Source organism: Klebsiella sp. MS 92-3, assembly GCF_000195655.1.
GTDB lineage: Bacteria > Pseudomonadota > Gammaproteobacteria > Enterobacterales > Enterobacteriaceae > Klebsiella > Klebsiella pneumoniae.
In genome coordinates, this window is the sequence record NZ_GL882819.1 from 44,304 (window position 1) to 45,686 (window position 1,383).

Genomic DNA, 1,383 nt, shown 5'->3' on the forward strand with positions numbered 1-1,383 from the left:
AAAAAAAAAAAAACAAAAAAAAAAAAAAAACGACTCTCAGAGGAATACACTATGACGCGCCGTGCCATCGGGGTGAGTGAAAGACCGCCGCTTTTACAGACAATCCCGCTTAGTTTGCAACATCTGTTCGCCATGTTTGGCGCAACGGTACTGGTGCCTATTCTGTTCCACATTAACCCGGCCACCGTCCTGCTGTTCAACGGCATCGGTACGCTGTTGTACCTCTTTATCTGTAAAGGCAAAATTCCCGCTTATCTGGGATCAAGCTTCGCTTTTATCTCCCCGGTGCTGCTGCTGTTGCCGCTGGGCTACGAAGTGGCGCTGGGCGGCTTTATTATGTGCGGCGTGCTGTTCTGCCTCGTCTCCTTTATTGTCAAAAAAGCCGGTACCGGCTGGCTGGATGTGATGTTCCCGCCGGCGGCGATGGGCGCCATCGTGGCGGTTATCGGCCTCGAACTGGCGGGCGTGGCGGCTAATATGGCCGGGCTGCTGCCGGCCGACGGCCAGTCACCGGACAGTAAAACCATTATTATCTCGATGGTGACCCTGGCGGTGACGGTGTTCGGATCCGTGCTGTTCCGCGGCTTCCTGGCGATTATTCCGATCCTGATCGGCGTGCTGGTGGGCTATGCGCTGTCGTTTGTGATGGGCGTGGTCGATACCACCCCGATCGCCGAGGCGCACTGGTTCGCGCTGCCGACTTTCTACACTCCGCGCTTTGAGTGGTTTGCTATCTTCACCATACTGCCCGCCGCGCTGGTGGTGATTGCCGAGCACGTGGGGCATCTGGTGGTGACCGCCAATATCGTTAAGCGCGATCTGATCCGCGACCCGGGCCTGCATCGTTCGATGTTTGCCAACGGCCTGTCGACGATCGTTTCCGGCTTCTTCGGTTCGACGCCCAACACTACCTACGGTGAAAATATCGGCGTGATGGCGATTACCCGGGTCTACAGCACCTGGGTAATCGGCGGCGCGGCGATCATTGCGATTCTGCTCTCCTGCGTCGGCAAACTGGCGGCGGCTATCCAGATCATCCCGGTGCCGGTGATGGGCGGCGTTTCCCTGCTGCTGTACGGGGTGATCGGCGCCTCGGGGATCCGCGTACTGATTGAATCGAAGGTGGATTACAGTAAAGCGCAGAATCTGATCCTCACCTCCGTGATCCTGATCATCGGCGTTAGCGGCGCTAAAGTGCACATTGGCGCCGCCGAGCTGAAAGGGATGGCGCTTGCGACTATCGTGGGCATCGCCCTCAGCCTGATTTTCAAGCTTATCAGCGTCCTGCGTCCGGAAGAGGTGGTCCTCGACGCGGCGGATAGCGAAGAGTTTAAATAACGATCGCCTGACCCGGGCGGGGGGCCCCCCCCCCCCCCCCCCCCC

The 1,383-nt window shown here is 58.4% G+C and carries 1 protein-coding gene; it reads left to right on the forward strand.

Annotated features, from left to right (window positions below):
- Positions 1 to 51 precede the first annotated feature (51 nt).
- Entirely contained in the window at positions 52 to 1,338 is a 1,287-nt protein-coding gene (gene uraA / locus HMPREF9538_RS11080; protein ID WP_002913824.1) for a uracil permease, read from the forward strand.
- Positions 1,339 to 1,383 lie beyond the last annotated feature (45 nt).

What these genes read in the sequence shown, in the direction of transcription:
- uraA (WP_002913824.1), top strand. Translation starts at nt 52, where the DNA reads ATGACGCGCCGTGCCATCGGGGTGAGTGAAAGACCGCCGCTTTTACAG.